The 265-nt window shown below is 55.1% G+C and carries 1 protein-coding gene; it reads left to right on the forward strand.

Translation table 11 applies throughout. From position 1 onward, the window contains the following. Positions 1–61 precede the first annotated feature (61 nt). Positions 62–265, forward strand: a 204-nt coding sequence (locus tag NLF92_RS13160; protein ID WP_254102670.1) for a GlcG/HbpS family heme-binding protein, incomplete at its 3' end; no start/stop codon positions are given.

Here is a 265-nt window from a genome sequence, read left to right on the forward strand (position 1 = left end):
TGAACACGCTGGCCAATCAGCTGTTTTCTTCCTCTCCACTAACATCACAGGAAGCTGCGCAATGACTCTGACCCTACAACAAGCAGAATGCGTTGCAAACGCCACGCTGGCCTATGCCAGCGAAAACAATGTAAAGCCACTTGCCGTGGCGGTACTGGATGCAGGCGGCCATACCGTAGTGTTTAAACGCCAGGACGGCGCCAGCCTGTATCGCGGCGATATTGCAAACGCGAAGGCCAAAGGCGCGCTCGGCATGGGCTTTAAT

The organism is Opacimonas viscosa, from assembly GCF_024199005.1.
Classification (GTDB): Bacteria; Pseudomonadota; Gammaproteobacteria; order Enterobacterales; family Alteromonadaceae; genus Opacimonas; species Opacimonas viscosa.